We start from the raw sequence: 20,350 nt of genomic DNA on the forward strand, positions 1-20,350 counted from the left end.
ATAAATTTAGCAAGAGGACGATCCGATGCGTCTTAGCACAACGAATAGTTACCAGACTTTAATTAATAATATTAACGATGCGAATAGCAAGTTCCAGAAAACCGCGCTACAGATGGCGTCAGAAAAGAGAGTTAATTCGCCATCGGACGATCCGATAGCGTCTTCTCAGGCAGTTATTTTGGCGCAGACTCAGGCAGCCAGCAGCCAATATACGGCGGCGCGTTCAAGCGCATCAAGCAGTTTAAATCTGGAAAGCACCATACTGGATCAGGTTGTTGATGTAGTGCAAAGTATTCAGACCCTGGTGGTGAAGGCGGGCAATACTACCTACAGTGATGCGGATCGCCAATCAATGGCTACTGAATTACAAGGATATAAAGATCAATTAGTGTCTTTGGCCAACAGTACAGACAGCAACGGTAATTATATTTTTGCCGGTTATGCAACAGATAGCGCGCCTTTTTCCGTCGATGCGGATGGCAACGTCAGTTACGTTGGTGGTGATACGGCGATAAGTCTGCAAGTGGATGCGAGCCGTACACTGACTACCGGTAATACCGGCAGCAGCATATTTATGACGTTGGCGGCCGGTTTCACTGGGGAACCTGATGGCTCCGCCAGTGAAAGTAATATCTTCAATACCATTGATTATGCGCTGGAAGCCCTGAATATGCCTTTGAATGAAAGTACAGAGGCAGATTCCGAGGCCTATACTGCTCTGATGGACAAGGCTAATCGCGGACTCAGTAATTCGTTGGATAATGTGCTCACTGTACAGGCAGAGGTGGGAAGTAAAATTAACGAGTTGACCACGCTGAATACGATTGGTAGTTCGCGTGATATTTTATATTCGGATCGGATGGAGTCATTAGTCGGGGCTGATCTAATCTCAACCTATTCTGACTATATTTTACAGCAGACAACATTACAGGCTGCGCTGCAAGCTTTCTCTGGTATGAAAGATTTATCATTATTCCAGATTAACGGATAAAACGTTCAAGCAATTTAAATGTGCTAAAAACCGGGCACATTTTTTATGTGTGTCATCGTTAATGATGACACACTTTTTTTTACTCTAATTATTATCAAGACGGTAAGTCTGACAATATATTTGCCAGCAAATCGAAGACTTCACCGAATACGTGTTCGGCAAACGGGGCAACTAACGGAAGCAATAACCCTATGGTTAATATCCCTATGGTCAAGGTGACGGGAAAACCAATAACAAAGACAGACAGCTGCGGAGAAACACGGTTTAGTATACCGAGCGCCAGGTTAATCATCAGCAGCAATGTAATGACGGGCAGAGCCAGCATTAGTCCATTAATAAAGATGATACTGCCAGCTCTGGCTACCGATAAAAAAACATTGGCATTTAATTGCCCGCTGCCAATCGGCAGGGTATGAAAACTATCGGATAGCATAGATATAAGCCACAGATGCCCATCAAAGGTGAGAAACAGCAACATTGCCAGCAGATTCAGAAACCTGGCTAATACGGGCATGTTCGGGCCGCCAGATGGATCGAAAAAGGTAGCGAAAGATAATCCCATTTGCAGGCCAATCACTTCTCCAGCGTGCCGAAAAACAGCAAAAGCCAACTGCATGGTTAATCCCAAAGTAATGCCAATAATCAATTGCTGAAGCAGTAACCATATTCCTGCTACGGAAAAAATAGGTGTTGAGTTAGGCTCAATATGAGGAGCGATGAGAAAAGTTATCAGTAGGGACAGGCCAATTTTCACCCGAAAGTTAATTTCGCGTTCGCTAAGTACGGGGGCCGTTGCCACCAGCGCCAGTAGCCTGACGAATGGCCAGAAATATTGCACCATCCATTCACTATAAGACTGGCTGTCAAATTCAATCATGGCTAGCCGATAATTGTTGGCAGGTTACTGAAAAGTGTTCTCATATAATCAAGGATTAGAGTGAGCATCCAGGGGCCAGCAATGAGAATGGTAACAAATACGGACAGTATTTTTGGAATAAAAGAGAGTGTCATTTCATTAATTTGCGTTGCTGCCTGCAACAAGCTAACTATTAATCCGCTAAACAGCGCTGCAAGCAAAAGTGGCGCGGCCAGTAACAATGCAATCTTCATTGCTTCGTAACCGAGAGCCATTACTGATTCTGGTGTCATTGTTTTTCCCCAAACTGCTTTTTACATCAACTATAAAAACTCTGTGCCAGGGAACCTAAGAGAAGTTGCCAACCGTCAATAAGAACAAATAGCATCAGTTTAAACGGAAGTGAAACCGTAGCCGGTGGCACCATCATCATTCCCAGTGCCATCAGAACACTGGCAACCACTAAATCAATAATGAGAAAAGGAATAAATACGGTAAAGCCGATCTGAAATGCAGTTTTCAATTCACTGGTTACAAAAGACGGCAACAGTACTCGCATAGGGACAGCTTCCGGGCCGTCCGGTGCAGGGATGTTGGCCAGACGCGTAAAAAGAGCTAAATCAGCTTCACGTGTTTGACGCAGCATAAATTCGCGTAAAGGTTGGGAGCCACGCTCAATAGCCACTTCCATGCTGATTTTGTCCTGACTGAAAGGAAGGTAGGCATCCTGATAAATATTGGTTAGCACCGGCGACATAATAAAAAACGTCAGGAAAAGACTGAGCCCCAGTAATATCTGATTAGGCGGGGCCGAGGGGGTACCCATCGCATTGCGCAACAGACTAAGCACGATGATAATCCGGGTGAAACTGGTCATCATCAACAGCGCCGCCGGAATAAATGTTAGCGACGTCAGCAGAACCAACGTCTGAACCGGTAACGTCCAGCTTTGTCCGCCATTTGCCAACGGTTGGCTTACTAACCCTGGTAACTGAGCAAAAGCAGCAGGAGCCAGAAGCAGCAAACTACCTGCAATTGGATACACCAGCAACCGAGATACGCGCAATAAACAGGATGATACACGTTGGGTCATTTTCATTCCGGCTTTCCCGGACGCTTTAATACTTTTTGTAACAACCGGGCAAACTCCGTTGGTTTTACCTGCCCGGATTCGGCCACATCGTGTGGCTGGGCAGGTTGCGTATGCAGCAGGGTAACGTTTTGCGTGGTCACCCCTAACACCAGCCAACTGTTATCAACTTCGACAATCACCACTCTTTCTCGCTGACCAACCTGACATGCTGAGATCACCTTGAGCAATTTGTTTGATTTTGTCTGCGGGGCAAAGCCAAGTTTACGCATAAGCCAGGCGATCAAAAGAATAAACAGCAGGATCCCGCCAAGCACACTGCCGACCTGCGTCAGCAGCATACCGCCGGTCAGGGGAGGCTCGGCTGCTACACTTGATAGTGCGGTCTGAGAAGATGAAGGAAGTGATGTTAGCATTAACGGCTCAGACGGCGCATACGTTCGGTAGGGGTAATGATATCCGTAATGCGGACACCATATTTATCAGCCACGACGACGACTTCACCCTGAGCAATCAGATACCCGTTAATGAGTATGTCCAGAGGTTCGCCGGCCAATCCATCCAGAGCTACCACTGAACCCTGTGATAAACGCAGGAGCTCTTTAATCGTCATCTTTGTGCGGCCCAGTTCAACGGTGAGTTTAACCGGGATATCCAGAATAAGATCGATGTCATGCAATGAACCAATACCTTCCTGTGCATCCAGCGTATTGAAAACACCGTCGGTACTGGTTGTGTTTTTTTCTGCAGTCTGTTGCTCGTTAAATGCATCAGCCCACAGATCGTCCACTGATTCCTTTCCTTCGGACGGGTTCTTGTTGTCACTCATGGGGCTGTTCCTCATCATTCAGAGAATTCAAAATGGGGTTAATTAAATGTTCAACACGCAAAGCATATTGCCCGTTCAGGGTGCCGTACTGACCAGTCAGAACCGGAACCCCATCAACATGAGCAATGAGTCTTTCTGGTTTATCAATGGGTAATACATCGCCGGGCTGCAATTTGAGTATGCGTGACAGGCGCAAAGGAATATCAACAAAATTGGCTATCAGCTCCAGTTCCGAATGTTGTACCTGTTTGGTCAGCGTTTCACGCCAGCTTTGATCTTCCCGCTGTGAGTTTTCCAGTGGGGGATTAACCAACAGTTCGCGCAGTGGTTCAATCATTGCGAAAGGAATACAGATGTTAAATTCCCCGGTCAGCGAACCAATTTCAACTTGAAAAGGTGTTGTCACCACAATATCGTTAGGTGAGGTGGTGATATTGGTAAACTTTACCTGCATCTCGGAGCGAACGTATTCAACATCGAGTTTGTAGATTGCATTCCAGGCGTCGCCGTAAGCCTCCAGCGCCAGACGCAGCATACGCTTTACGACCCGCTGTTCTGTGTGGGTAAATTCACGCCCTTCAACTTTGGTTGGGAAGCGCCCATCACCGCCAAACAGGTTATCGACGGCAATAAAGACCAGACTTGGCGAAAATACGAACAAGGCTGTGCCGCGAAGTGGCTTCAAGTGAATTAAATTCAGGTTGGTCGGTACTGGCAAATTACGAGCAAACTCATGGTAAGGAAGTATTTTTATTGCACCAACCGTAATGTCCGGGCTTCGTCTTAACAGGTTGAACAGCCCCATGCGAAACTGGCGGGCAAAACGTTCATTAATAATTTCCAGCGCCTGTAAACGTTCCCGCACAACGCGGCGCTGTGTATTAGGATCGTAGGGTTTGACATCCCCGTCTGCTCCGGCTGCGACGTCGGGTTTTTCACTTCCGTCGCTGTCACCATTTAGTAGTGCGTCAATTTCTGCCTGAGAAAGAATGCTATCGCCCATAATATTTATCGCAGTATAAAAGCAGTGAACAGAACATCAGTAACGATCAGATTCGGTTGACCAGGAACCAGTGGTGTACTCAGAACCTGTTTAATGTCCTCCACCAGTTTCTGTTTTCCCTGCTGATGAGCCAGCTCGATCGCATTCTGGCGGGAAAGCAACAGCAGCAGTCTGCTGCGTACTTCTGGTAAATAGTTATTTAACTCGCTGCGCGTCGCCTCATCCGGCAGACGCAGAGTAAAACCGACATACAGTACCCGGTCAGGATCGTTGTCAGGGTTGACCAGATTAACGGTAAAAGTATCCAACGGCATAAAAACCGGCTCTGGCGGCGGAGGTGCTTTCTGCTCGGCAGTGGCTGATTTTTGCTGATGCAGAAACCACCAGCTTACGCCTGCCGCTGTAGCGCCAGTGAATATAATAATAAGCACAACGATAAGCCAGACAGAGCGTTTACGTCCTGACGGGAGTGCATTTTCAGACATAGCTAAAGATGATTCCTGTTACTATTGATATCCAGTGCAAATAGCATTGCCCTAGATTAATGCATAATATCCCTGATTATCCCGTCAATTCCAGCCATCAATAGGATGAATAGACGAGGAAAATCGCGTTAACTTGTGCGTTTACTCACACAGGTCAGGCAAAAATATCCACTCCACCGGAGACGGACACAGCGTTGCCAATTGCTGAAGTTTGTACGATGGAAGCCGACTGCACTCCATTGGCATCGTTCACTCTATTTTGTTCAGCGCTATGATTACTTTGGAATTGCTGTTGCGCTTGTTGCTGCCATCCAGGCGAGGCATCGCTGCCCACGCTGGCTTGCCCCAGACTAATGCCGCTTTCCGCCATTGACGTTCGCAGTTGAGGAAGCGCTGCTTCCATCGCCGCTCTCACCTGGCTATTTGCTGACACCAGGTGCAGGCTCGCTTGATTATCATCCAGTTTAAGACTGATTTGCAGCGCGCCCAGTTCCTGCGGGTGCAGACGGAGTTCCGCATTTTGCTGACCGTTGCGGGTGAACATAATTACCTGCTGGCTGACAGCCTGCTGCCACTCATCACTGCCTAACTGCGCATTGATCTGTGCAGTTACCGTTGGAGCAATCGATGCGCTGGTCTGTACTGCCGGAGCCTGAGCGCTAACGGATAGAGGTTGCTGCACGGCAAGGTTCATCGCGGATAACGATTGGGAACCCGCAGACAAGTCGCCGCGCTGATGGGTTGGCGTAGATGACAACGTATCAGATGCCGCTCTGAATGATGTTTCCTGCTGGAGAGTTTGCGCACGGGTCTTTAAATCAGCGATGGCATCACTCTGCTCAGTCAGACTGCGACCTGAAAGCGAAGATGCAGACCGGGATGTCGTTGTGGCCGATGACAGCGTATTTTGCATGTTATCGTCTGACAGGAGGCCATCCTTCCCCGTTGACGCAGCTTTTACCGGTGTCATAGCCGTCAGTATTGCTGAAGTTGCAGCCTGCTCATTTTCTACGGTAGCGAGGCTAGCGGGTGTAACTGTGGCGCTGGCAGCAGGCACTGGCGTCTGGCTGGCTTGAATCATTGTGACTAGCAGTGAGGTTGTTTCATCCGCTGCCGCTAAATTCTGGTCCGCCGCTGCAACTGCCGGGGGGACATCAGACGACAAGGTTATCTTATTCTCGGTTTGCATATTGCCAGCGGCGAGAGAAATTGCGCCATCTGTACGCTCAGAATCAGGTGCCTCATCATCCGGCATTAATTTTTTGGTTTTATGGAAAGATATATTTTCCGATGCGATCGCCTGTAATCCTTGATCGGCGGCGCGAGTGGTCGAAGGAATTTCAGTATTCTGCGGCCCTGTGTTATCAGAAGGATTCTTATCCAACATTTTTTCTTCCTTCGCCGCTGTTTTCTGATTATTAGTCAGCGTAGAGGCAAGAACCTGATCGAAACTTTGCCCTTGTGCAGAAAGATCGGGAGTACCGCTATTCACAACATTTTGTTCAATATGCTGATTGTCATTTGTAGTAATCATTGTGACAGTAGACAGATTCATAACATTATTTCCTCAACGAGGTACGCTGTGCAAACTCATCCATCAGTTTTTGTTCGCGACGGTTTTCCTTGAGCAAAAGCTTCTGTGTGGCTCGCTCATGCAATGTGACAAAAGCATTCAGACGTTGCTGTTTAGCTTGCCAGGCTTGAATTGCCTGCTGTAAGCGCTGATTCCACAATGCCAACTGTTGTCGATGTTGCTCAATCGCTTTTTCAAGCGTTTGTATAAATTGTTGATAATTATACCAGTTACCAGAGTCAATTCCCTTTCCCAGATCATTCTGCAACTGTTGCCTATAATCGTCCTCATATTGAAGCAACATGTCGAGCTGTTTTTGCGCCTGAAGATGCGACTGACGAACTTTTCCCAGTAAAACGGCGGCTTCATCCGCATCTTTTTGCGCCAGATCACGTAATGTTTCCATTGGCGATTCATTTTTCATCATGCGCCCTTATCTGTCTGGAAAAGCATGGCCAGATGTTGCTGGGCCGTTTCATAATCACAACGCTCAAACATACCTTGCTGTAGAAAGGCTTCCAATTGCGGGTACAGTTGAATCGCCCGATCCAGCATGGGATCGCTGCCGCTGGCATAGGCGCCCACGCTAATAAGATCGCGATTGCGCTGATAGCTGGATAATAATTGCTTAAACTGGCGTACCGTTGCGTAGTGGCGCTCATCGATCAGGGCCGTCATGGCACGGCTGATCGATGCTTCAATGTCAATGGCCGGATAATGTCCGGATTCGGCCAGATGACGTGACAGAACAATGTGTCCGTCGAGAATGGCGCGTGCTGAATCGGCTATCGGATCCTGCTGGTCGTCCCCTTCGGTTAGTACCGTATAAAATGCAGTGATGGAACCGCCGCCATGCGTACCATTACCCGCACGTTCAACCAGCGCGGGGAGCTTGGCAAAAACGGAAGGCGGGTAGCCTTTGGTTGCTGGCGGTTCACCGACGGCTAAAGCAATTTCTCGTTGCGCCATAGCATAGCGGGTCAGGGAGTCCATAATCAGCAATACGTGCTGTCCCCGGTCGCGGAAATCTTCAGCAATGCGCGTCGCATAGGCGGCGCCCTGCATCCTCAGCAGAGGGGAGACATCGGCCGGGGCGGCAATGACCACCGAGCGGGCCAGCCCTTCACTGCCGAGAATATTTTCAATAAAATCTTTGACTTCCCGCCCACGTTCACCAATCAAGCCAACCACAATAACATCTGCCTGAGTGTATCGGGCCATCATCCCTAACAGTACGCTTTTACCCACGCCAGATCCGGCAAACAGACCCATACGCTGGCCGCGGCCAACGGTTAGCAGCGCGTTAATGGCGCGAACGCCAACGTCCAGAACATGCTCAATCGGGGTACGTTGCAATGGGTTGAAAGGGGCGGTGAGCAACGGGGCGCGATAGCCTGTTTCCGGGGAGGGAAAACCGTCCAGAGGTTTAGCGCTACCGTCCAGCACTCTCCCAAGCAGTTCTGGTCCTAGCGGCAATTGTTTCCCTTGTGGACTGCCTTCCGGCGTTTGTCGGGCATAAACACGCGCACCTGGTGTAATACCTTCGATCTCTTCCAATGGCATCAAAAAGAGTTTCTGGCCGTTAAAGCCAACCACTTCGCTTTCGACTTCTTCAGTCTGATGACCATTTTGTCGCTCGATCAAGCAGGTTGCGCCCAATGGCAAGTGCAGACCGGTTGCCTCAAGCACTAATCCGGTAGAACGTGTTAACCGGCCATAGCGACGTATCGTCGGGACACTGGCTATCCGCTTTTCAAGCACATCCAGGGAGGAGAGCCAGCGAGAGAGGCGCAGCGTCATCATAGTTCTCCCGGCGCCGCAAGGCGGCACAGCTCATGCCATCGGGTTGCCAGACTGGCATCAAGATCGCCTTCTTCTGCGTTGACTTTACATCCGCCAGGGTGAAGTTGACTATCTCCTAGCAAACGCCAGCCATGTAAGCTCAGTGTTGCCCCAAGAACCTGCTCGACGCGTTCGAGATCGGCGGGATTAACCCGCAACTGAGGCTTGCCGCTAAACATCGGTTCCTGCTGAATCAACTGTTGAATCTGGTTGAGCAGGGCGGTACCGTCACAGACCGGAGGCTGCCCCAGAACTTGTCTGGCAGCCGTCAAAGCCATCTGCATCAGTCGGGCCGGGATAACGCTATCCAGCGCATCAAGCGTTTGCTGGAACTCTGTGACCATCTGTTGTAACTGGTTGGTCAGCGGTTGCTGCTGCTGTTGCGCATCCAGCAGCCCTTGTTGCTGACCAGCTTGCAGCCCTGCCTGATAACCTGCATCGTACCCTTGTTTTTGTCCCTCGCTGAAACCAGCCTGGTTAGCCTCTTGCTGAATCCGTTCGCGTAATATTTTCAACTCATCAACGGGCTGAACAACGGCATCCGTGGCATCAGCTTGCTCATCTGCTGTGTTCGATGGCGGAGCCGGTTCTGGTGAGGCTGGCGGCACGGCGAAATCATTCAGTGTCCAACGCTGCCACGGCTGATTGTTAAGGGCCTCAGACATAGGTATCCTCGCCGCCGCCAATAATTATCTCGCCGCTGTCGGCCAGGCGACGAACGATAAGCAGAATGGCCTTCTGCTCGGTTTCCACCTGCGACATACGTACCGGCCCACGGGTGGTCAGGTCGTCGCGTAAAATTTCGGCCGCACGCTGAGACATATTGCGCAGGAATTTTTCGCGCAACGGCTCTTCGGCGCCTTTCAGAGCCAGCAGCAGCGATTCGGATTCCACTTCCTGCAACAACCGCTGAATACTGCGATCGTCCACATCAACCAGATTTTCAAACAAGAACATTTCGTCGATAATTTTCTGTGCCAATTCGCCGTCGAATTCTCGCACCGCTTCAATAACCGCCTCTTCCTGTTGCGTTTTCATCAGGTTGATAATCTCTGCGGCGGTGCGAACACCCCCCATCTTGCTGCGTTTAAGGTTTTGTCCGTCAAGCAAACCGTTGAGCACTTCTGTCAACTCAGCCAGTGCGGAAGGTTGCACTCCGCCAAAGGTGGCAATACGCAGCATGACATCATTGCGCAGGCGCTCATCAAACAATGCCAGGATATCGGCGGCTTGGGAGCGCTTTAAATGCACCAGAATGGTGGCGATAATCTGCGGATGCTCATCTCGAATCAGATCAGCAGCGCTTTGCGGTTCCATAAAGTTCAGGGTTTCCATACCCGAGGTGGTTTCACGGCTCTCCAGAATGTCTTCCAGCAGACTGGAGGCTCGCTCTTCACCCAACGCTTTGACCAGCACAGATCGCAGATAATCGCCTGCATTTACGCTCAATGCGGCATATTGTTCGGCATCCGCTTCAAACTCTTTCAGCACTTCAGTCAATTGCTGATGAGAAACCTGACGCATGTTTGCCATGGATGCGCTGAGATGCTGAACTTCACGTGTTGAGAGGTGAGTAAATACATCCGCAGCGCGATCTTCACCAATCGTCATCAATAAGATGGCGCTTTTTTCTGTACCGGTCAGACTCATAGTTCACTACCCATCCATTGACGGATTACCAAAGCGACAACGCGCGGGTCATTTTCGGCCAAATCGCGGATGCGCTGACTTTGCAATTCAGCACTGACACGTTGCTGAGATTTCTTCTGTTGTTCCAGTTCATCTTTGCCCAGCTTAACGACCACGTCATCATTAATTCCAGCTGAGGAGGCTGCCGCATCCGCTGATATGGTTTTTTTCTGCAACTGCGGACGTATCAGTTTACGCCATAATATCCAGGCGACAATCAGCACCAGCAGCCAGCGACCCGCGCTAATCAGCAGATCAAAGAAGGCCTGTTGCTGCCAGAACGGAAGCTCGCTACCACCCTCGGTTGACTGGGTAAAGGGCGTGTTGACCACGTTAATCGAGTCCCCGCGCTCACTGCTGTATCCCATCGCTTCACGAGTCAGATCTTCAATTTGTTTCAGCTGTGCTTCGGTTAATGCTGCTGGCTGACCGTCTTCACCTGCTGGCAGGTAATTGACCACGACGGCAACAGACAGACGCTGTACCGTTCCCGCACTCTGCTTGGTGTGCCGGATAGTGCGATCCACTTCATAGTTGGTGGTTTCGTCACGACGGGTATTGCCGGGTAAGGTATTGGTATTGGTTTGTGCGGTCGCCGCGTTATTTTGTCCAGCCTGATTCTGCCCGGCTTGATTGTTTGCATTGGCTGCCGGCGCGGTAATAGGCGCGACAGGGGCAGGAGCCGGCTGGTTGGATAGCGCGCCGGGTACGCCGCCTGAATTCTGCCCGCCGCGTTGTTCGCTCTGGCTGAGTTGCTGTGAGCGAATCGCCGCTTTGTCCGGTGCCTGATTAGGCTGATATTGCTCGTCAGTCTGTTCACGGCTGGCAAAATCGAGCTGGGCTGTTACCTGCGCGTGAACATTGCCTGTTCCGACCATCGGCGACAGAATGGCTTCAATACGGCGCTGATAGCGACTTTCGACTTCATTGGTGTATTTCAACTGCGCGGCGTTCAAATCGCGACCTGTACCATCGGATTGCGTCAGCAAACGACCATTCTGGTCCACAACGGTGACATTATCGGGCGGCAGGCCGGCCACGCTGCCCGATACCATATAGGCGATGGCATTGATTTGCCCTTCGTCCAGCGCACGGCCCGGATGCAGGTTCAGCGTAACGGATGCGGAAGGCGCCTTTTGTTCACGCACGAACAGCGATGGTTTCGGCATAGCCAGATGAACCCTGGCATTTTGTACCGGCCCCAGTGTTTCGATAGTACGGGATAATTCACCTTCCAGCGCACGCTGGTAGTTAATCTGTTCACTGAACTGGCTGATGCCGAATTTTTCCTGGTCGAGTAATTCGAATCCGACCGCTCCCCCTTTAGGCAACCCTGATTGCGCCAGACGCAGGCGCGTTTCGTGCACCTTATCGGCCGGAATTAATAACGCGCCGCCGCCGTCAGCAAAGCGGTAAGGGATATTCATCTGAGTCAGTTGCTGCACAATGGCTCCGCCATCGCGATCGTTCAAATTACTGTACAATACCCGATAATCAGGACTCTTCGCCCACAGGGTCAGCGCGGTAATGATAGCGACGGCGGCAGCGGCGGCTATCAATAACGGCACTTTCGGGTTGGCCCGTAAACGACTGAACAGCGCTGTCAATCCATCACTACCTTTTGAGAGTGGGTTGCTTTTCGCGGTGCTCATGCAATATTCCTGATGGTAAACATCTTGATAATTTTTAGTAACAACAAAACAGACTCCCTGATGAGCAATAACGTTATACGCATCAACAATGGCTGCTCCCAATACGGAGGAATGACATTATTTCCTTGCAGGTAGACTTTTGATGGCTGAATTAGCTGCGTTTTTTATAGCTATTTAGCGCGTTAGAAGAAGCAGGAATCTGGTATGGTTTCATCATCATTTATTCTGTAGTGGTAACAAAATGTCAATTCAGGGTATCGAGTCCGTTCTGCAACAGTTGCAGGCAACAGCAGTACAAGCGGGTGGCGGTGTGTCGTCTGATGTCAGCAACGGCGGGTTTGCCGCCGAGCTGAAGTCTGCTCTTGATAAAATCAGTACACAGCAACAGGCCGCCCGTACTCAGGCGCAGGATTTTGAACTGGGCAAACCCGGAATAGCGCTTAATGATGTCATGGTTGATTTGCAAAAATCGTCTCTTTCGCTGCAAATGGGCATTCAGGTAAGAAATAAACTGGTTTCAGCTTATCAGGAAATCATGAATATGACGGTGTAAGAATGACAATTTATAAGCTGATCACACCTGCATAACCGTCATTCCTGCGAAAGCAGGAACCTTGCGTTTGTTGATGTGTTATTTTCAGATAGGTTTCCGATTACTCACCCCATCCGTGGGGCTCGTCCTTCAGTCGTATTTAACTAATATCCCCTGGCAACATGGATTCATCATCAGCAAATTTATGGTAAGCCTGATTCACCGATTTTTGCCGGGATGACGTCCCGATCAACGTTTTTAGCTCTTCCATCCGTACTTTAAGTAAGCGGCTTATTTCACTTTCATTATGCAGGATTTGCTGTAGGTAGTCCTGAATCTGTTGCTGTTCTGATAATGTCGCATTATGGGGTTGTTCTTCGGTGATGACGGGCAGTTTATTGATCGCATTAACGTACTGTTGTTCCAGTTCGATCAATTTCTCCCAGTCAGCCTGCTGCGCCAGCTGAAGCATGTCGATGCTAAGATTTAAAATACTTTGATAGCCGTTCAGCATGGATTGACTGACGTGCATTACATTTTCCTTGTGCAAACGCAGTAAAGTTACAAGAGCGAATAAGATGACTGATAAATCAATTTATATTCGTCATTCCCGTGTAGGCGAGAGTCTTGTATTGCCGGGTGAACCAGACCTGCCTATGCGAGGATGACGGTTCCGGCAAGGATTTTAAACTCAGCCAGCTATTAGCCTGCTTTCGCCTGAGCTGGCGCATCCTCACCAATTTGTTGCCAGGAATCGGCAATGCCGCGTAGTAACTCGATAATCTGAGCGAGCGTCTCGCGGTCATTATACAAATTAACGTGTAACAGTTTTCTGACCATATAATCGTACAACTGAGCCAGATTCTGGCTGATTTCCCCGCCTTTCTGCATATCCAGCGAGGCCTGCAACCCGTTGCTGATAATTTTTATCGCTTTGGTAATGGCGTTGCCTTTGGCAACCGTATCACCCTGCTGAATAAAGATATCGGCGCGTATCAACGCACTTAATGCGCCGTCAAATAGCAGCGTAATCAGCTTATGCGGGCTGGCGCTCATTACGCCGCTTTCCAACCCGACTTTCGCATAAGCCTGAGAACCGTACATTGTTGACATGGTAAACCCCAAATTAACTATTGCTGCTGGATGTCAGCGCTTCAAACTGATTGGTCAGGTATGTACTGAGCGTGCTCATTTCCGACATCAACACGTCCAGCTTGACAAACTGGGCCTTGTAGCGGGCCATGGTGGACTCAATACTGGCTTGCACTTTGGTGTACTGTTTTTCCAGGCTGCTGATCATATCAGTGACATCTTCTTTCGCCTGTGCGATCGTCCCTTTACTATCGGTAAAGGTGCTCACTTTAGCCACCATCTGCGTCGCCAGACCGGTAGTTTTTCCGTCACCGACGAAGAAGTCACTCACTGCCGAACTATTTTCGGTCAAGGCATTGATCAGATCGGTATCGTTGACCGATAACGTGCCATCACTCTTCAGCGTGATACCCAGCTCATTGACTACCTTATAAGTATCGCTGCTCTGCGCGGTGCTTAATAACGATTTAAGCTGATTTTTCGCCGAACGAAGTACCGAATCCCCAGAAAGTACGCCGGTGTCCAGTTCGGGATCGGTGAGGGTAGTAAAGGCGGATTGCAAGGTATTGTAGGCAGTGGCCCAGGCCTTAATGGCGCTGGTGGCGTCGGTAATACTTTTACTGATGGTCAGCGTTTCTGCCGAGGTAGAGACGGCGCTCAACGTCAGCGTCACGCCTTCTGCCGGCACATCGGTAACGGTATTGCTGCTACGCTCAATCGCTACGCCATTTACGGTCAGTTTGGCGTTTTGCGCGGCAACGGATTCGGTGCGAGTGGTACTGGTATCTCCCAGAATTGCTTCCAACGCACTATCGTTGCTGCTAATGGAGATGGTATTGGCTTCACCGGTTTCGTTTGAGGTGATGGTCAACTGGTAACTGCTGTCGCCGGACTGCACAATGCTGGCGGTAACACCGGCGTTGGCTGAGTTAATCGCGCTGGCAAGACTGGACAACGTGGTCTGGGCATCGGTCAGGCTGATGCTGACGGCGCTTCCGTCGCCGACGGTAATGCTCAGTGTGCGATCGCTCAGTCCGCTGGTACCTAACTGGCTGGTTTTGCTGCTTTGCGTGTCTGTGACCAGTGTTTGCGCGGTAGCCAGTTGCGTCACGTTGACGCTGTAACTGCCGGTGGCGGCGGAAGAACTAACCTCGGTGCTGAACGCGGTATTGGTGGTGGTGTTTTTGGCGTTAAACAGATCGCTGTCGGTCAGTTTTTCCGTGGCAGTGGCGTAGGTCTCCAGCGCGATTTGCAGCGCATCATACGCATCGGATTTATCCTGATAGGCGGTCTGTTTATTGGTGATGACCGTCAACTTTTGTTCTTCCACGGTCTGCATTGATTCCAGCAGCGAGGACAGATCCAAGCTGGAGCCGACGCCGAGCCCCAGCGTTGACGTCAGCGAACCGATAGTGGATGTAGATGTAGTGGATGAAATGGTGGTTGCCATAAATCCTTACTCCTGATGAGTGACTTTTAAATCCAGTTTTTTGGTTATCGGCAGCATAGAATAAAAATTTACCTGAAAGAAAAAATATTGTTGCCGTTAATAAGCAAACTGATTATAGCTTTATCTGGCTATTAACTGAGGAGCATATCGCAGGCTTTCGATATATCCGCTTTTCCGGTCGGACCGCCAGTGATGCGTTCCAGACGCGGAACTGGCTTGAACAGCATTCCTGCTGTTCATCCTAAACTCGGCCCCATTTACGCCAAAGGGAAAACAACCTGTTGCCCGGAGTTTCTCCCTGCGTTGTGACTAAGAGACAGCCTATGCAGCGGGGATGGCGGAATAAATAAAAGCACAGAATAGTGAAACAAAAGCCCCTCTGACGTAAAAATTTTTTAAATTAAATGCTAAAGATTAGAAATAGAGCGCCGATATCAGAGAGGACGGTGGTTGACGCCGTAGGCAGTTAAGCCTGAACCTTTATTGCTAAACATCCACTGGATGATTAAAAGGAACTCCTTATTATGGCACAAGTAATCAATACCAACAGCATCTCGCTGGTTGCACAGAATAACCTGAACAAGTCTCAGTCTTCTCTGAGTACGGCGATCGAACGTCTGTCTTCCGGTCTGAAAATCAACAGCGCAGCCGATAACGCCGCTGGTCAGGCCATCTCCAACCGTTTCACCTCTGCTATCAACGGCCTGACTCAGGCATCCGCCAATGCCAGCGACGGTATCTCTCTGGCGCAGACCACTGAAGGCGCGTTGAACGAAATCAACGATAACCTGCAGGCCATCCGTACTCTGACCGTACAGGCGCAGAACGGCACCAACTCTTCTTCCGACCTGACATCTATCCAGGACGAAATCACTCAGCGTCTGTCTGAAATTGACCGTATCTCCGAACAGACCGACTTTAACGGCGTAAAGGTGCTGGATGGCAGCAAGACTTCTGTTTCCATTCAGGTCGGCTCTCAGGATAACCAGACCATCACTATCAATCTGTCTAAGATCGACAGTTCGACGCTGAAACTGAGCACGTTTAACGTGTCTGGTCCGGCAGCAGGTACAATTAGCGGAGCTGCTACTGCTGACTTCCAAAAGGCCTTCGGTACGACAACTGCCGTTGATGGTTCCTCTGTAATAGCTAGTGCAACTGAAGTTGCTACCGCGAAAGCCGCCTTTGGTATCAGCGATGCTTCCGCTATCACAGTTGCAGAAACGGCTCAGGTCGATGCTAATGGTAACTGGTTTGCCAAAGTATCAGTAAACGCTGCTACTCAGACCGACGTCGATAATTTGGCATTGCGTGGGGTCAATGTTTCAGTGGGTGAGGCCAAAGATTTCTATGTTGCTATCGATCCTGCGAAAGCCGACACTACTACTGCAGGTACTGCTGCGTTTACGTTAACGGCAGACGATCTTACCGCCACCTCGCTGCAGTCTCAGGCAACAGCCGACCCTCTGGCGAAGCTGGATGAAGCGATCTCTACGGTTGACAAATTACGTTCTAATCTGGGTGCGGTACAGAATCGTTTCGAGTCCACCATCAATAACCTGAGCAGCACCACCACTAACCTGAGCGAAGCCCAGTCGCGTATTCAGGACGCCGACTACGCGACGGAAGTGTCCAATATGAGCAAGGCGCAGATTCTGCAACAGGCTGGTACTTCGGTGTTGGCTCAGGCTAACCAGGTACCGCAGACGGTACTGTCTCTGCTGCAATAAGTTAGCATCAATCGCAATAATTAAGCGACATAATGACGGGTGTTATACCCGTCATTTTTTTATGTGCACTATACTGCGTATCTCTTTGATTTGTGGAATCCTTGTTCACAAGTTATATCGATATAAATCAATCCATTGTCGCCAGCCAATTAAAACGTCGAATATGAAAAAATTATCCAAAAGCCCATGGGGTATGAGCAAAGAAACGCACCAGTTACGCGTAAGCAATAATATACAGCGTGCGATTGGATTGGTCTTATCTCACCCGGAGAAAGCGTTCGAGATAGCTAAAGAGAGTCTGCGCGATAATGATAAGGATCTATACTCACTGATCGTCGCCGGGCGGGCGTTGCAGCAGCTTGATAAGCTCACTGACGCGGAAGAGTATATTGACAAAGCGGTGAAATACCATCCAGAGCATATGGATGCGCTCTATGCCAGAGCGGATCTGTACAATACAGTCGGCCGGTTGGATGAAGCTGAAAGCGTGCTGACTGATGCATTAAAGGTTGAGCCACAGAATGGTGAATTACTTGGTCTTCAGGCGTTGGTACTGAAAAAACAGCATAAGTATGATCAGGCTGAAGCGTTGCTGGAAAAACTGACGAAGCTGGAACCGGGTAACTATTTGCACTGGAATAATCTGGGAACGCTGAAACTGGATTTTGGCTTATTCGAAGAAGCGGAATATTGCCTGAAGAAAAGTGAACGAGTTTCTAAATATTATTATCCCTTTTTTAACCGCATCACTACTTGGCACTACTGGCCTGATAAGAGTGCGGAACAGATTCTGGCGCTGTGTAAAGTCTGGCAATCGAAGTTTTTGCCGGGTGACAAGACTGTTCGCGCCGAAGCCGGCAGTAAAACCGCTGATAAACGCATTCGTATCGGCATGATTTCCGACGGTTTTCGTAATCATCCGGTAGGCAACATGATTGTTTATGGATTGTCGCATGTTCCGACAACCCAACTGGAGTTTTATGCCTACAGCACCAACCATGTAGAGGACCACATCACCCGGCGGATAAAAGCGCTTTGTTCGCGGTGGCAAGTGATTGCAAACGTTACCGATGATGCGCTGGCGCAGCAGATTCGAGAGGATGGCGTTGATATTCTGTTCGACTTATGCGGCTATAACGCCAACAGCCGTATGCTGACCATGATGAGAGCGCCAGCACCAATCCAGATAAAATGGGTGGGCGGGTTGATCAGCAGCACTGGCTTAAAAGCCATGGACTATCTGCTGAGCGATAGCGTGGAAACTCCGCCGGGAGTGGATGGGTTGTATACCGAAAAATTGATTCGCCTGCCGGACGACTATATTTGCTTCGATCCGCCAGCCTATCTTCCGCCGGTAACCACGTTGCCAGCGACCCAACAAGGCTACATTACTTTCGGCTGTTTTAACAATTCCTCTAAAATCAATGAAATTTTGCTGGAACAGTGGGCAAAGATTTTGCATGCGGTGCCGGATTCGCGCTTATTTTTGAAAAGTTCTCAGTATAGCAGTGAGAAACTATGCGAAAGAATTTATGCCACGCTGCAAGCGCACGGTATTGCGCGCGAGCGGATAAAAATTGAGGCTTATTCACTGCATAAGGAATTACTCTCCCGATATAATGAGGTTGATATTGCGCTGGATCCTTGGCCCTATTCCGGCGGATTAACCACTTGTGAAGCGATGGCGATGGGGGTGCCGGTGGTGACGCTGCCCGGCCCGACGTTTGCCGGCCGTCATTCCGCGACCCATCTGGTGAACGCGGGCATGCCGGAACTGGTGGCGAATAGCTGGGAACAGTATATTGATATTACCGTGGGGCTGACGCGGGATTTGGCCAGCCTGAGCGTGATTCGCCAGCATTTGCGCGATATTCTGCTGGCTTCCCCCGTTTGTGACGGCAAACGCTTTGCCAAACACTTTTCCGATGCTATGCGTGCCGTTTGGCAGCGTTATTGCGAAGGCAAAAAACCTGAGGCATTAACGTTAAGCAACGATTTTCAGCCTTATTTCCATGATGATAAACAACCGGTGACGTTGCAGCATCCTGTGGCGAAGGATTCCGGCAAAAAAGACGCGGATGAGTCGTTCAGTTTTAAAATGGAGGGGAAAATTATTGCCCTCGATGATGGCGGCAGCGTTGCGGTAAGCCCTGCGTTTATTCCGTTGGTCGCGACCGAAGCGTTTCATTTTGTTATTACGGATCTCATCGGCAGAGTTCAAAATAGCCATTTACCGCTGCGAAAAAATGATATACAGCATATTAAATTTCATGGTTTGGGGGATGGGCAGTCAACGCCAGTCTATATGTGCCTTGCCGAAGAATACAGCAGTAGCCTGAAGCCGCTGGTAACGCAGGAGCAACAGGTAATAGCGGAAGTAATGGCGCAAACGGTGAAGCTCGATCAAATCGAAGGGCTGGAGCAACTTGATTGGCTTATTCTGGATAATCGTTACGATATTAGTAAAGTGATTGCCCATGGCGAGCGGATACTTTCGAATTGCCCTGTCGTTGAGATACGTATCAGTTTCGCTGCAACGCATCAGGAACAAAGGTTATTCAGTGATATTACCGCATTGCTGGTACAATACGGTTTTGCTTTCCATTCGCTGGCTAAAGTCGAGTATGCATCACCAACCCATATCGATGAGCGGAATACGCTGCCATCTTCAAGAATGCTAGCCGCCGCAGCCATCTATGTGCCTAATAATGCCCGGTTACAGATGATGACGGAAAAACAGCGTGAGAAATTAGCGTTTATTATGCACACGGCTTATCGGGCGCATGATTTTGTCTATTCGGTATTGAAAATAGACTCCGAAGAGAGAGCTAAATGTTATTTTGACGACAACAGTGCTACCAAAGCCGATCGTGCATCTACGGCTACGCCGGAGATGAGGGGTATACCCCTCATTCCTGATAGACCAAGGATGTCAGAAAAGGAAACGCAACTGTTTGAACGCTATCTGAAACAGGCTAAATCTTACTTTGAATTCGGCAGCGGCGGTTCGACCAAGCTTGCCGCCAGAAATAATGTTGAAGTATTCGGTGTTGAAAGTGATAAGCAATGGGTAGAAACGCTTAAAAAAGAGGTGGGCCCGTTCTGTAAAGTTGAGTACGTAGATATTGGTCCGACACAGGCGTGGGGATTTCCGGTCGATAATACGCATCGGGAAAAATTTTCGGATTATAGTGCAGCGATTTTGCTACATGATAGCGCTTTTGATTTTATTCTTGTCGATGGGCGTTTTCGCGTTGCCTGTACGCTGAATACGATAAAACATACATTACAAAAACAAAAAAATATTACGGATACGCTGATCTTCATTCATGACTTCTGGAACCGACCTGATTACCATGTCGTGCTGACGTTTTTAGACATGGAAGAGAAGGCTGAAAGTGCAGGGGTTTTTAAGCTAAAAAATCATATAGATATTGCATCGCTTAATAATATGCTGGAAGAGTATAAATATATTCCCCAGTAAAATAATATAAAGGCACCTGACTTCGGTGCCTTTTATCCAAGATGTCATATTA

20 protein-coding genes are annotated in these 20,350 nt (G+C 49.3%); 4 read left to right on the forward strand and 16 right to left on the reverse strand.

The annotated features are described in order from the left end of the window. Positions 1-25: 25 nt before the first annotated feature. The gene (gene flgL, locus BIY29_RS03170) at positions 26-991 is read left to right on the forward strand and encodes a flagellar hook-associated protein FlgL (protein WP_121573705.1); all 966 of its coding nucleotides are present in this window, start codon (positions 26-28) and stop codon (positions 989-991) included. Between the two features lie 94 nt (positions 992-1,085). On the opposite strand, the gene fliR is transcribed toward flgL, so the two are convergent. The 13 genes from fliR to fliF all read right to left on the reverse strand — a co-directional run bounded on the left by fliR (position 1,086) and on the right by fliF (position 12,010). Then, a complete protein-coding gene (gene fliR / locus BIY29_RS03175) occupies positions 1,086-1,868 on the reverse strand; it encodes a flagellar biosynthetic protein FliR (protein ID WP_121573706.1) in 783 nt (260 codons plus the stop codon). A 2-nt stretch (positions 1,869-1,870) separates the two neighbouring features. Then, positions 1,871-2,140, reverse strand: coding sequence for a flagellar biosynthesis protein FliQ (fliQ, locus tag BIY29_RS03180; RefSeq protein WP_121573707.1), 270 nt, complete (start codon positions 2,138-2,140; stop codon positions 1,871-1,873). 26 nt (positions 2,141-2,166) lie between these two features. Further along, entirely contained in the window at positions 2,167-2,940 is a 774-nt protein-coding gene (gene fliP, locus BIY29_RS03185) for a flagellar type III secretion system pore protein FliP (protein WP_121573708.1), read from the reverse strand. A gap of 2 nt (positions 2,941-2,942) precedes the next feature. Further along, positions 2,943-3,353: a flagellar biosynthetic protein FliO gene (gene fliO / locus BIY29_RS03190; protein ID WP_205680301.1), complete on the reverse strand. Its 411-nt coding sequence runs from the start codon at positions 3,351-3,353 to the stop codon at positions 2,943-2,945. Continuing rightward, positions 3,353-3,766 carry a flagellar motor switch protein FliN gene (fliN, locus tag BIY29_RS03195; protein ID WP_121573710.1) on the reverse strand — a complete coding sequence of 138 codons (414 nt, stop codon included), beginning with the start codon at positions 3,764-3,766 and terminating at the stop codon, positions 3,353-3,355. The genes fliO and fliN overlap by 1 nt, the downstream gene beginning before the upstream one ends. Next, positions 3,759-4,769: a flagellar motor switch protein FliM gene (fliM, locus tag BIY29_RS03200; protein WP_121573711.1), complete on the reverse strand. Its 1,011-nt coding sequence runs from the start codon at positions 4,767-4,769 to the stop codon at positions 3,759-3,761. Before fliM ends, fliN begins: the two co-directional genes overlap by 8 nt. A 5-nt stretch (positions 4,770-4,774) precedes the next feature. Then, positions 4,775-5,254 (reverse strand): flagellar basal body-associated protein FliL, encoded by a 480-nt coding sequence (gene fliL, locus BIY29_RS03205; protein ID WP_121573712.1) that lies wholly within the window; start codon positions 5,252-5,254, stop codon positions 4,775-4,777. 154 nt (positions 5,255-5,408) lie between these two features. Continuing rightward, the gene (locus BIY29_RS03210; RefSeq protein ID WP_240629931.1) at positions 5,409-6,809 is read right to left on the reverse strand and encodes a flagellar hook-length control protein FliK; all 1,401 of its coding nucleotides are present in this window, start codon (positions 6,807-6,809) and stop codon (positions 5,409-5,411) included. Between the two features lie 4 nt (positions 6,810-6,813). Further along, a complete protein-coding gene (gene fliJ / locus BIY29_RS03215; protein ID WP_121573713.1) occupies positions 6,814-7,251 on the reverse strand; it encodes a flagellar export protein FliJ in 438 nt (145 codons plus the stop codon). After that, on the reverse strand, positions 7,251-8,627 hold the full coding sequence (gene fliI / locus BIY29_RS03220; RefSeq protein ID WP_121573820.1) for a flagellar protein export ATPase FliI: 1,377 nt from the start codon (positions 8,625-8,627) through the stop codon (positions 7,251-7,253). The genes fliJ and fliI overlap by 1 nt, the downstream gene beginning before the upstream one ends. After that, positions 8,627-9,334, reverse strand: coding sequence for a flagellar assembly protein FliH (gene fliH, locus BIY29_RS03225; protein WP_121573714.1), 708 nt, complete (start codon positions 9,332-9,334; stop codon positions 8,627-8,629). Before fliH ends, fliI begins: the two co-directional genes overlap by 1 nt. Further along, on the reverse strand, positions 9,327-10,319 hold the full coding sequence (gene fliG / locus BIY29_RS03230) for a flagellar motor switch protein FliG (protein WP_121573715.1): 993 nt from the start codon (positions 10,317-10,319) through the stop codon (positions 9,327-9,329). Before fliG ends, fliH begins: the two co-directional genes overlap by 8 nt. Then, on the reverse strand, positions 10,316-12,010 hold the full coding sequence (fliF, locus tag BIY29_RS03235) for a flagellar basal-body MS-ring/collar protein FliF (protein WP_121573716.1): 1,695 nt from the start codon (positions 12,008-12,010) through the stop codon (positions 10,316-10,318). Before fliF ends, fliG begins: the two co-directional genes overlap by 4 nt. A 241-nt stretch (positions 12,011-12,251) precedes the next feature. Between fliF and fliE the strand changes: the two genes are divergently transcribed. Beyond that, a complete protein-coding gene (gene fliE / locus BIY29_RS03240) occupies positions 12,252-12,563 on the forward strand; it encodes a flagellar hook-basal body complex protein FliE (RefSeq protein ID WP_121573717.1) in 312 nt (103 codons plus the stop codon). A 139-nt stretch (positions 12,564-12,702) separates the two neighbouring features. On the opposite strand, the gene fliT is transcribed toward fliE, so the two are convergent. From fliT to fliD, 3 genes are all read right to left on the reverse strand, one after another. Then, positions 12,703-13,074 (reverse strand): flagellar protein FliT, encoded by a 372-nt coding sequence (fliT, locus tag BIY29_RS03245; protein WP_121573718.1) that lies wholly within the window; start codon positions 13,072-13,074, stop codon positions 12,703-12,705. A gap of 170 nt (positions 13,075-13,244) precedes the next feature. Next, the gene (gene fliS, locus BIY29_RS03250) at positions 13,245-13,655 is read right to left on the reverse strand and encodes a flagellar export chaperone FliS (protein WP_121573719.1); all 411 of its coding nucleotides are present in this window, start codon (positions 13,653-13,655) and stop codon (positions 13,245-13,247) included. 13 nt (positions 13,656-13,668) lie between these two features. Further along, positions 13,669-15,084 carry a flagellar filament capping protein FliD gene (gene fliD, locus BIY29_RS03255; RefSeq protein ID WP_121573720.1) on the reverse strand — a complete coding sequence of 472 codons (1,416 nt, stop codon included), beginning with the start codon at positions 15,082-15,084 and terminating at the stop codon, positions 13,669-13,671. A gap of 524 nt (positions 15,085-15,608) precedes the next feature. Between fliD and BIY29_RS03260 the strand changes: the two genes are divergently transcribed. Beyond that, on the forward strand, positions 15,609-16,814 hold the full coding sequence (locus tag BIY29_RS03260) for a FliC/FljB family flagellin (protein ID WP_121573721.1): 1,206 nt from the start codon (positions 15,609-15,611) through the stop codon (positions 16,812-16,814). A gap of 193 nt (positions 16,815-17,007) precedes the next feature. Then, positions 17,008-20,298, forward strand: a complete 3,291-nt coding sequence (locus tag BIY29_RS03265; RefSeq protein ID WP_170158876.1) for an O-linked N-acetylglucosamine transferase, SPINDLY family protein — start codon at positions 17,008-17,010, stop codon at positions 20,296-20,298. The last annotated feature ends 52 nt before the right edge of the window (positions 20,299-20,350 follow it).

The organism is Brenneria alni, from assembly GCF_003666245.1.
Classification (GTDB): Bacteria; Pseudomonadota; Gammaproteobacteria; order Enterobacterales; family Enterobacteriaceae; genus Brenneria; species Brenneria alni.

What these genes read in the sequence shown, in the direction of transcription:
- fliF (WP_121573716.1), bottom strand. Translation starts at nt 12,010, where the DNA reads ATGAGCACCGCGAAAAGCAACCCACTCTCAAAAGGTAGTGATGGATTG.
- fliO (WP_205680301.1), bottom strand. Translation starts at nt 3,353, where the DNA reads ATGCTAACATCACTTCCTTCATCTTCTCAGACCGCACTATCAAGTGTA.
- BIY29_RS03265 (WP_170158876.1), top strand. Translation starts at nt 17,008, where the DNA reads ATGAGCAAAGAAACGCACCAGTTACGCGTAAGCAATAATATACAGCGT.
- fliQ (WP_121573707.1), bottom strand. Translation starts at nt 2,140, where the DNA reads ATGACACCAGAATCAGTAATGGCTCTCGGTTACGAAGCAATGAAGATT.
- fliD (WP_121573720.1), bottom strand. Translation starts at nt 15,084, where the DNA reads ATGGCAACCACCATTTCATCCACTACATCTACATCCACTATCGGTTCG.
- fliP (WP_121573708.1), bottom strand. Translation starts at nt 2,940, where the DNA reads ATGACCCAACGTGTATCATCCTGTTTATTGCGCGTATCTCGGTTGCTG.
- fliT (WP_121573718.1), bottom strand. Translation starts at nt 13,074, where the DNA reads ATGCACGTCAGTCAATCCATGCTGAACGGCTATCAAAGTATTTTAAAT.
- BIY29_RS03210 (WP_240629931.1), bottom strand. Translation starts at nt 6,809, where the DNA reads ATGAATCTGTCTACTGTCACAATGATTACTACAAATGACAATCAGCAT.
- BIY29_RS03260 (WP_121573721.1), top strand. Translation starts at nt 15,609, where the DNA reads ATGGCACAAGTAATCAATACCAACAGCATCTCGCTGGTTGCACAGAAT.
- flgL (WP_121573705.1), top strand. Translation starts at nt 26, where the DNA reads ATGCGTCTTAGCACAACGAATAGTTACCAGACTTTAATTAATAATATT.
- fliL (WP_121573712.1), bottom strand. Translation starts at nt 5,254, where the DNA reads ATGTCTGAAAATGCACTCCCGTCAGGACGTAAACGCTCTGTCTGGCTT.
- fliM (WP_121573711.1), bottom strand. Translation starts at nt 4,769, where the DNA reads ATGGGCGATAGCATTCTTTCTCAGGCAGAAATTGACGCACTACTAAAT.
- fliN (WP_121573710.1), bottom strand. Translation starts at nt 3,766, where the DNA reads ATGAGTGACAACAAGAACCCGTCCGAAGGAAAGGAATCAGTGGACGAT.
- fliH (WP_121573714.1), bottom strand. Translation starts at nt 9,334, where the DNA reads ATGTCTGAGGCCCTTAACAATCAGCCGTGGCAGCGTTGGACACTGAAT.
- fliE (WP_121573717.1), top strand. Translation starts at nt 12,252, where the DNA reads ATGTCAATTCAGGGTATCGAGTCCGTTCTGCAACAGTTGCAGGCAACA.
- fliJ (WP_121573713.1), bottom strand. Translation starts at nt 7,251, where the DNA reads ATGAAAAATGAATCGCCAATGGAAACATTACGTGATCTGGCGCAAAAA.
- fliI (WP_121573820.1), bottom strand. Translation starts at nt 8,627, where the DNA reads ATGACGCTGCGCCTCTCTCGCTGGCTCTCCTCCCTGGATGTGCTTGAA.
- fliS (WP_121573719.1), bottom strand. Translation starts at nt 13,655, where the DNA reads ATGTCAACAATGTACGGTTCTCAGGCTTATGCGAAAGTCGGGTTGGAA.
- fliG (WP_121573715.1), bottom strand. Translation starts at nt 10,319, where the DNA reads ATGAGTCTGACCGGTACAGAAAAAAGCGCCATCTTATTGATGACGATT.
- fliR (WP_121573706.1), bottom strand. Translation starts at nt 1,868, where the DNA reads ATGATTGAATTTGACAGCCAGTCTTATAGTGAATGGATGGTGCAATAT.